The sequence below is a fragment of the Dyella sp. 01N36 genome, assembly GCF_056399745.1.
In genome coordinates this window covers 1-9,770 of sequence record NZ_JBFTRY010000136.1, presented here as the reverse complement: position 1 = coordinate 9,770, position 9,770 = coordinate 1, and the positions used below count along the sequence as shown (strand labels likewise).

The window sequence follows — 9,770 nt, the reverse complement described above, 5'->3', positions numbered from 1 at the left end:
AACCAGATGTGCGCGGTCGGCGCGGCCAGTTCAATGTGGCCCATGCGCTCACGGCGCACCTTGGCCAGCGTCACTTCAACGCCGCACTTCTCGCAGATCACGCCRCGGTGCTTCAKGCGCTTGTACTTGCCGCACAGGCACTCGTAGTCCTTCACGGGACCGAAGATGGCGGCGCAGAACAGGCCGTCACGCTCGGGCTTGAAGGTGCGGTAGTTGATCGTTTCCGGCTTCTTCACCTCGCCGTACGACCACGAGCGGATCAGCTCCGGCGAAGCCAGAGCGATCTTGATCGCATCGAAGTCAGGCGCGGTGCGCTGCTGGTTGAACAGATTGAGCAAGTCTTTCATGGATGTCTCCGAAGATCGGGAATAGGTAATGGAGAATCAGGAATCGGGAGAACGAGGAACGAAAGGTCGTTCCTCGTCCCCGCCTCAACTCACTTCACTTCTTCCAGATCAATATCGATACCGAGCGAGCGGATTTCCTTCACCAACACGTTGAAGGATTCCGGCATGCCCGCTGCCATCTCGTGGTTGCCGTCGACAATGTTCTTGTACATCTGGTTACGGCCCTGCACGTCATCGGACTTSACCGTCAGCATTTCCTGCAGGGTGTAGGCCGCGCCGTAGGCTTCCAGTGCCCAGACTTCCATTTCGCCGAAGCGCTGGCCGCCGAACTGCGCCTTACCACCCAGCGGTTGCTGCGTGACGAGCGAGTACGGACCAGTCGAACGCGCGTGCATCTTGTCGTCGACCAGGTGGTTCAGCTTCAGGTAGTGCATGTAGCCCACGGTGACCGGGCGATCGAACGCTTCGCCGGTACGACCGTCGTACAAGGTGGTCTGACCCGATTCCGGCAGATCGGCGAGGCGGAGCATCGCCTTGATCTCGGTTTCCTCGGCACCGTCGAACACCGGCGTAGCCATCGGCACGCCTTCCTGCAGGTTGTTGGCCAGCGCGAAGATTTCTTCGTCGGTCAACGACTTCAGGTCGACATGCTGCACGGCGCCAGCGACGTGGTGGTTGTACACCTGGTCGAGGAACTCGCGGATCTGCGCCACCTTGGCCTGCGCTTCGAGCATCTTCTGGATCTTCTTGCCCAGGCCCTTGGCGGCCCAGCCCAGATGTACTTCCAGAATCTGGCCGATGTTCATACGCGAGGGCACGCCCAGCGGGTTGAGCACGATGTCGACCGAGGTACCGTCTTCGGAGAACGGCATGTCCTCCACCGGCACCACGTTGGACACCACACCCTTGTTGCCGTGGCGACCAGCCATCTTGTCGCCCGGCTGGATGCGACGCTTCACGGCCAGGAACACCTTGACCATCTTGAGCACGCCCGGTGCGAGGTCGTCGCCCTGGGTGATCTTGCTCTGCTTTTCCTTGAAGCGCTTGTCGAACTCTTCCTTGTGACGCTTGATCTGATCGGCCGCGCGCTCGAGGAACTCGGTGACGTCCTCTTCCTTCACGTTGATCTTGAACCAGTCGTCCTTCTTCAGGCCGTCCAGGAACGCGTCGGTGATTTCAGCGCCGCGCTTGAGACCGGCCGGACCGCTCATCGCGGTCTTGCCGACAAGCTGGGTGCGCATACGGTTGTAGATCGCGCCTTCGAGGATGCGGAACTGGTCATCAAGGTCCTTGCGGATACGCTTGATTTCCATTTCCTCGATCTGCTTGGCGCGCTTGTCCTTCTCGATGCCGTCGCGGGTGAAGACCTGCACGTCGATGACGGTGCCGTCCATGCCCGGCGGCACGCGCAGCGAGCTGTCCTTCACGTCSGAMGCCTTCTCGCCGAAGATCGCGCGCAGCAGCTTYTCTTCCGGGGTCAGCTGGSTYTCGCCCTTGGGCGTGACCTTGCCGACCATGATGTCGCCGGCCTTCACTTCCGCACCGATGTACACGATGCCCGATTCGTCGAGGCGAGCCAGCGCCTGCTCACCCACGTTCGGGATGTCGGCGGTGATTTCCTCGGCGCCCAGCTTGGTGTCACGSGCGAYGMMSGACAGYTCCTCGATGTGGATCGAGGTGTAGCGGTCTTCSKSMACSACGCGYTCGGAGAKCAGGATCGARTCTTCGAAGTTGTAGCCGTTCCACGGCATGAAGGCGATCAGCATGTTCTGGCCGAGCGCGAGCTCGCCCAGGTCGGTCGACGAACCGTCGGCCAGCGTGTCGCCCACTGCCACGATGTCACCCACGTTCACCAGCGGACGCTGGTTGAGGTTGGTGTTCTGGTTGGAGCGGGTGTACTTGGTCAGCGTGTAGATATCGACGCCGGCGTCGTTGTCGCCCACTTCCTTCTCGTTCACGCGCACCACGATACGGGCCGCATCGACCTGGTCGATCACGCCGCCGCGCTTGGCGGTGACGATGACGCCCGAGTCACGCGCCACGGCGCGCTCGATGCCGGTACCCACCAGCGGGGTCTGCGAACGCAGGGTCGGCACGGCCTGACGCTGCATGTTCGCGCCCATCAGTGCGCGGTTAGCATCGTCGTGCTCGAGGAACGGCACGAGTGCGGCAGCGACCGACACGGTCTGCATGGGCGAAACGTCCATGTAGTCGACTTCAGCGGACGGACGCAGTTCGGACTCGCCACGGAAACGGCAGGACACGAAGTCTTCGACGAACGCGCCATCCTTCAACGGCGAGTTGGCCTGCGCGATCACGTGATCGCCTTCTTCGATGGCCGACAGGTAATCCACCTGGTCGGTGACCTTGCCGCCCACGACCTTGCGGTACGGCGTCTCGAGGAAGCCATACTGGTTGGTGCGCGCGTACACGGCGAGCGAGTTGATCAGGCCGATGTTCGGGCCTTCCGGCGTTTCGATGGTGCAGACGCGGCCGTAATGGGTCGGATGCACGTCGCGCACTTCGAAGCCGGCGCGCTCGCGCGTCAGGCCGCCTGGGCCCAGGGCCGAGACGCGACGCTTGTGCGTCACTTCCGACAGCGGGTTGTTCTGGTCCATGAACTGGCTGAGCTGCGACGAACCGAAGAACTCCTTCACCGCGGCCGCGACCGGCTTGGCGTTGATCAGTTCCTGCGGGGTCAGACCCTCGGACTCGGCCAGCGACAGACGCTCGCGCACGGCGCGCTCGACGCGCACCAGGCCGATGCGGAAGGTGTTCTCGGCCATTTCGCCGACCGAACGCACGCGACGGTTGCCCAGGTGATCGATATCGTCGACGGTGCCATGACCGTTCTTGATGTCGATCAGCACCTTGAGCACGTCGAGGATGTCGGAGCGATCGCCCTGTGCCGCAACGAGCTTCTGGGCTTCCTCTTCCTTGCGGTCGGTGAAGTAACGCTTGTCGTACAACACGCCCGGACCGACGATTTCCTGGCGGCCAACACGACGGTTGAACTTCATGCGACCCACGCCCGAGAGGTCGTAGCGGTCGAAGGTGAAGAACAGGTTGTAGAACAGGTTCTGCGCGGCATCCTTGGTCGGCGGCTCGCCCGGACGCATCATGCGATAGATTTCCACCAGCGCCTCAAGCGGCGTCTTGGTGTTGTCGATGCGCAACGTGTGCGAGATGTAGGCACCGCGATCGAGGTCGTTGACGTAGAGCGTCGGCACGACTTCGATACCGGCCTTGCGGAAACTCTCCACCTGCTCGGCGGTGATTTCGTCGTTGGCCTGGGCCAGCAGTTCGCCGGTCTTGGGGTCGACCATGTCGATGGCCAGAATGCGGCYGACCGGGTAGTCGTCCGGCACTTCCAGCGCGGTGATGTTTTCCGCAGCCAGCTGGCGCACGTGACGCGCCGTGATGCGCTTGCCGGCCTCGACCAGCACCTTGTCGCCAATGGCCAGGTCGAAGGTCAGCGTTTCACCGCGCAGACGCTCGGCGACGAGCTCCAGCGTGGTACCGCCCTTCTTGCCCAGATGGAACACGTTGTGCTCGAAGAAGATGCCGAGCATCTCTTCGTTGGTGTAACCCAGCGCGCGCAGCAGCACCGTCACCRGCAACTTGCGGCGACGGTCGATACGGGTGAACAGCGCATCCTTCGGGTCGAACTCGAAGTCGAGCCACGAGCCACGGTAAGGAATCACGCGGGCCGAGAACAGCAGCTTGCCCGAGCTGTGCGTCTTGCCGCGGTCGTGATCGAAGAACACGCCCGGCGAACGATGCAGCTGCGAAACGATGACGCGCTCGGTGCCGTTGATGATGAAGGTGCCGGTGTCGGTCATGAGCGGAATTTCGCCCATGTAGACTTCCTGTTCCTTCACGTACTTGACGGCCTTCTTGGATGCCGGGCTGTCCTTGTCATAGATGACCAGGCGCACGGTGACGCGCAGCGGCGCGCCGAAGGTCATGCCGCGGTTGCGGCACTCGCGTTCGTCAAAGGCGGGTTCGCCCAGGCGATAGTCGACATACTCAAGCGCGGCGTTACCCGAATAGCTAACAATCGGGAATACTGACTTCAGCGCGGCGTGGAGACCCTTTTCGTCGCGCTGCTTGGGAGCGACGTGCTCCTGCAGGAATTCGCGATAGGAATCGGTCTGGATGGTCAGCAGGTTCGGCACGCCCAATACAGGGGGACGCTTGCCGAAATCCTTGCGGATGCGCTTCTTCTCGGTAAACGAGTAGGTCATGGTGGGTACCGCCTCGGTTGTGTATTCGATGAATCGGGAGTCGGGAATAGAGAATCGGGAATAGAGAATCGAAAGCTACCCACCTTCAAGGGCTGCTCCCTAATTCCCTATTCCCCATTCCCTGCTTACAACGGGCAAAGCCCGGGGGCTTACGCCCCCAGGCTTGCTTGACGCTAGGTCAAACTGACGGCGCGCAAGAGCGCCAATTACTTCAGTTCGACCGTGGCGCCGGCAGCTTCGAGGTCCTTCTTGAACTTCGCAGCGTCTTCCTTCGAAGCGGCTTCCTTCACGACGCCACCGGCTTCGGTCAGGTCCTTCGCTTCCTTCAGGCCCAGGCCCGTGATGGCGCGGACGGCCTTGATCACGTCGACCTTCTTGTCGCCGGCGCTCTTGAGGATCACGTCGAACTCGGTCTGTTCTTCAACAGCCGGGCCAGCGGCGGCCGGGCCGGCGGCCATCATGACCGGGGCGGCGGCGGTGACGCCAAACTTCTCTTCGATGGCCTTCACCAGGTCCATCACTTCCATCAGCGACTTGGCGGCGACGGCTTCAACGATCTGTTCGTTGGTCAGGGACATTTTCATTTACCTCTGGAAATTGATTCGAATGGAACAGTCAACGAACTTAGGCGGGCTCGGCTTCGGCCGGGGCTTCGGCGGCGACGTCGCCACCACCCTGCTGATCGGCCACAGCCTTGACGACGCGGGCGAACATGGTGGCCGGCTCGGCCAACACACGTGCCAACATGGCCAGGGCCTGCTCGCGGGTCGGCAGCGAGGCCAGCACTTCGACGTGGGAGGCGGGATGCAGCTTGCCTTCCACCGACACGAGGCGTGCCTTCAGCTTGTCGTTGCCCTTGGCGAATTCCTTGATCAGGCGACCGGCTGCGCCGGGCTCCTCAGTCGAGAATGCGTACAGCAGCGGACCGGTCAGGGCGTCTTTGACGACCTCGAACTCGGTACCGACGACGGCGCGCGAAGCAAGCGTGTTCTTGACAACTTTCAAGAAAACGCCGGATTCACGAGCCTTCTTGCGCATCGCGGTCATCTGTTCGACCGTGGTGCCTGCATACTCGGCAGCGACCAAGGAGTGAGCCTTCGCGGCAACTTCTGCCAGTTCGGCGACTACTTCTTGCTTCTGAGAGAGATTCAGAGCCATTTTTCACTCCTCTTATGAATTCCGCTTACGGCTCCTGCCGCTTGCGGTCCTGAGCGACGCCGTCCGTGACGTCGGGGATCGCGAGATCCCGGGTGGTGGCCATTCCAGAAAACATTCCAGAAGGGGCATCACCATCTACGCAGGCCAGATCCGCTGGGAATCCGATTAAGCGAACCCGCTTGCAACGACGGCGGTTCCTTGCCAACACGAGCTCCCTGCTCGTCGTCGTCGCGCGCTGATCGCGCCTGCGGTCTTTGACGGCGGCCACGGCGTGAGCCATGGCTACCTTCAAAAACTTGCCCATGCCGGCGTTGAGACCGGCATGGGACTTGAACTCTTACTTGGTCGACACCGTCAGGGTCGACACTTCGACCGGCACGCCAACGCCCATGGTGGACGACAGCGCGATCTTCTGCAGGTACTGACCCTTGGCGGTCGACGGCTTGGCCTTCAGCAGGTCGTTGACCAAGGCGTTCAGGTTGTCCGCCAGCTGGGCAGCGTCGAAGCTGGCCTTGCCGATGGTGGCGTGGATGATGCCCGCCTTGTCGTTACGGAACTTCACCTGGCCGGCCTTGGCGTTCTTCACGGCCGTGGCGACGTCGGCGGTGACCGAGCCGTCCTTCGGGTTCGGCATCAGGCCACGGGGACCGAGCAGCTGACCGAGCTTACCGACCACGCGCATGGCGTCCGGCGTAGCAATCACGCGACCGAAGTCGAGATCGCCAGCCTGCATGCGCTCGGCCAGGTCGTCCATACCGACGGCGTCGGCACCGGCGGCCTTGGCGGCCTCGGCCTTCTCACCAGCCGGCACGAACACGGCGACCTTGATGGTCTTGCCGGTGCCGTGCGGCAGCAGCGAGGAGCCGCGCACGCCCTGGTCGGACTTCTTGGCGTCGATGCCGAGGCGGACGGCAACGTCCACGGACTCGGCGAACTTCGCCTTGGCGTTGTCCTTGACGATCTTGAGGGCTTCATCCAGGCCGTAAACCTTGCCCGGCTGCACTGCGGCCTGAGCGGCCTTCAAACGCTTCGTGAGCTTTGCCATGTCTTAACCCTCCACTACCAGGCCCATGCTGCGAGCGCTACCAGCGATGGTGCGCACTGCGGCGTCCAGATCAGCAGCCGTGAGATCCGGCTCCTTCTGCTTCGCAACGTCTTCGAGCTGCTTGCGGGTGATCTTGCCGACCTTGTCGGTATTGGGCTTGGGCGAACCCTTGGCGACGCCCGTGACCTTCTTGATCAGGATCGTGGCCGGCGGGGTCTTGGTGATGAAGGTGAAGCTACGGTCGGAATACGCCGTGATGATGACCGGGATGGGCATACCCGGTTCCATCTTCTGCGTGGCGGCATTGAACGCCTTGCAGAATTCCATGATGTTCAGGCCGCGCTGACCGAGGGCGGGGCCCACCGGCGGCGACGGGTTGGCCTGACCGGCCTTGACCTGCAGCTTGATATAGCCAGTTACTTTCTTTGCCATTGGATTTTCCTCGCGAGTTCAAGCGCCTTGCGGCTCCTCGCAGTGCTGTCGTTCCCTGAAAGAGGAAGGCCCGCCGTCCCGCGAACCCCAGAAACACGGACACGCCGGGGCTAAAATCCCAGCGTGAACCGCATAATATATAGATTGATCAGTTTTTAAGCAAGCCCCGTGCCGCTGAGGGCATCGGCGGGTTTAGCTGGCAAGTCGGGCATCCAATCCCCTCGCAAGCCGGCGAGGCGTAGAGCAGAGCCCGTGCCTCTTGTCGAAAAGGCCTAGGCCTTTTCGACCTGGCCAAATTCCAGCTCGACCGGGGTCGAGCGGCCGAAAATGAGCACCGCGACGCGCAGGCGGCTCTTTTCGTAATTGACTTCCTCGACCACGCCGTTGAAGTCGTTGAACGGACCCTCGGTGACGCGAACCATCTCACCCGGCTCGAACAGCACCTTGGGCTTGGGCTTCTCGACGCCCTCGCGGACGCGGCTGAGAATCGCATCGGCCTCGGAGTCGCGAATCGGCAGCGGGCGATCGGCGGTACCGCCGATGAAACCCATCACCTTGGGCGTTTCCTTGACCAAGTGCCAGCATTCGTCGTCGATGCGCGGCGCCTTGCCCTCGGTGTCCGTCTCGATCTGCACGAGAACGTAACCCGGGAAGAACTTGCGCTCGCTGCGACGCTTCTGGCCGCTGCGCATCTCGATGACCTCTTCGGTCGGCACCAGCACTTCGCCGAACCTTTCTTCCATGCCAGCGCGACGGATCCGCTCATCGAGCGAACGCTTCACCTGGTTCTCGAAGCCCGAATAGGCGTGCACCACATACCAACGCTTGCTCATGCCATCACCTCACGTACCGAGCTTGAGCAGCCAGTCGAGCACGACCGACTTCAGGATCAGGTCAATCAGGCCCAACAGCAGCGAGAGAACGACCACAACCACCATGATGATGCCGGTGGTCTTGAGCGTCTCGTCGCGGGTGGGCCAGACCACCTTGCGCATTTCAAATTGCGATTCGCCAAGGAAGGCGCGCACACGTCGGCCGGGGGCGGTAAACGCACCGATGGCCAACGACAGGACCAGCGCGACGACCACGCCCAGCAGTCGCACCGACTGCGGGATGGAACCGTCACTGCCGAACCACGAATACGCAAAAATGCCGGCAGCCAGCACGATAACGGCTAGCACCAGCTTGGCGATATCGGCGCCAGAGGCGCCCTTGGTCGATTCTGCCTTCGTATTCATGCGACGTGATCGGATGATAGAGACATCGACCGGATTACGGTCTGCATGCCATCCACCACCCGTCGTGGATCCTCGGGAAGATGGCACGCCAGGAGGGACTCGAACCCCCAACCTGCGGTTTTGGAGACCGCTGCTCTGCYAATTGAGCTACTGGCGTATCTAGAAAATGGGTGAAGTCGCTCGCCTTGCTGCCACAAGGTGGCGCCTTTTGGGCGCCTTTCCAGGGGTGGAGCGATCAAACCGCCCCAACCCGGATCCCTGCGGCCCGCAATGCGGGCGACTTCCCAGTGTACAGCTTACTTGATGACCTTGGCCACCACGCCGGCGCCGACGGTGCGGCCRCCTTCGCGRATGGCGAAACGCAGGCCTTCGTCCATCGCGATCGGGTGGATCAGGCTGACCACCATCTTCACGTTGTCRCCCGGCATCACCATTTCCACGCCTTCCGGCAGCTGGCAAGCGCCAGTCACGTCGGTCGTGCGGAAGTAGAACTGCGGACGGTAACCCTTGAAGAACGGGGTATGACGGCCACCYTCGTCCTTCGACAGCACATAGACTTCGGCYTCGAAATCGGTGTGCGGGGTGATCGTGCCCGGCTTGGCCAGCACCTGGCCACGCTCGACGTCGTCACGCTTCAGGCCGCGCAGCAGCAGACCGGCGTTGTCGCCTGCCTGGCCCTGGTCCAGCAGCTTGCGGAACATTTCCACGCCCGTGACGGTGGTCTTCTGGGTCGGRCGGATGCCCACCACTTCGACTTCGTCACCGACCTTGATGATGCCGCGCTCGATACGACCGGTCACCACGGTGCCGCGGCCGGAGATCGAGAACACGTCTTCCACCGGCATCAGGAACGGCTTGTCGATCGCACGCACCGGCTCCGGGATGTAGSWGTCCAGCGCGTCGACGAGGGCGATGATCGCCGGCACGCCGATTTCCGACTGGTCGCCTTCCAGCGCCTTCARKGCCGAACCCTTGATGATCGGGGTGTCGTCGCCSGGGAAKTCGTACTTGGASARSAGYTCRCGCACTTCCATTTCGACCAGCTCGAGCAGCTCGGCGTCGTCSACCATGTCGSMCTTGTTCAGGAACACGAYGATGTAMGGCACGCCMACCTGGCGSGMCAGCAGGATGTGTTCGCGGGTCTGCGGCATCGGGCCGTCAGCGGCCGAGCACACCAGGATCGCGCCGTCCATCTGCGCKGCRCCCGTGATCATGTTCTTCACRTAGTCAGCRTGGCCCGGGCAGTCMACGTGKGCGTAGTGACGGTTCGGCGATTCGTATTCGACGTGCGCGGTCGAAATCG

General features: G+C 62.3%; 9 protein-coding genes and 1 tRNA gene. All 10 read right to left on the bottom strand.

From position 1 onward, the window contains the following. Positions 1–347: hypothetical protein (locus AC1DMG_RS16540; protein WP_477180779.1), on the bottom strand; the 347-nt coding region annotated here is incomplete at its 3' end. An 89-nt stretch (positions 348–436) separates the two neighbouring features. Then, complete coding sequence (rpoB, locus tag AC1DMG_RS16535; protein WP_477180778.1) at positions 437–4,594, bottom strand: DNA-directed RNA polymerase subunit beta; 4,158 nt, start codon at positions 4,592–4,594, stop codon at positions 437–439. 206 nt (positions 4,595–4,800) lie between these two features. Beyond that, the gene (gene rplL / locus AC1DMG_RS16530; protein WP_121881680.1) at positions 4,801–5,172 is read right to left on the bottom strand and encodes a 50S ribosomal protein L7/L12; all 372 of its coding nucleotides are present in this window, start codon (positions 5,170–5,172) and stop codon (positions 4,801–4,803) included. Positions 5,173–5,218: 46 nt separating this feature from the next. Then, a complete protein-coding gene (gene rplJ / locus AC1DMG_RS16525) occupies positions 5,219–5,752 on the bottom strand; it encodes a 50S ribosomal protein L10 (RefSeq protein ID WP_441605560.1) in 534 nt (177 codons plus the stop codon). Between the two features lie 337 nt (positions 5,753–6,089). Continuing rightward, a complete protein-coding gene (rplA, locus tag AC1DMG_RS16520; RefSeq protein ID WP_121881684.1) occupies positions 6,090–6,797 on the bottom strand; it encodes a 50S ribosomal protein L1 in 708 nt (235 codons plus the stop codon). 3 nt (positions 6,798–6,800) lie between these two features. After that, positions 6,801–7,229 carry a 50S ribosomal protein L11 gene (rplK, locus tag AC1DMG_RS16515; RefSeq protein ID WP_046973296.1) on the bottom strand — a complete coding sequence of 143 codons (429 nt, stop codon included), beginning with the start codon at positions 7,227–7,229 and terminating at the stop codon, positions 6,801–6,803. Positions 7,230–7,501: 272 nt separating this feature from the next. Continuing rightward, positions 7,502–8,062: a transcription termination/antitermination protein NusG gene (gene nusG / locus AC1DMG_RS16510; protein WP_441605561.1), complete on the bottom strand. Its 561-nt coding sequence runs from the start codon at positions 8,060–8,062 to the stop codon at positions 7,502–7,504. 9 nt (positions 8,063–8,071) lie between these two features. Next, entirely contained in the window at positions 8,072–8,467 is a 396-nt protein-coding gene (secE, locus tag AC1DMG_RS16505; protein WP_046973294.1) for a preprotein translocase subunit SecE, read from the bottom strand. 81 nt (positions 8,468–8,548) lie between these two features. After that, positions 8,549–8,624: transfer RNA gene (locus tag AC1DMG_RS16500), tRNA-Trp, on the bottom strand. 139 nt (positions 8,625–8,763) lie between these two features. Further along, a partial coding sequence (tuf, locus tag AC1DMG_RS16495) for an elongation factor Tu (RefSeq protein ID WP_477180777.1) occupies positions 8,764–9,770 on the bottom strand: 1,007 nt, incomplete at its 5' end.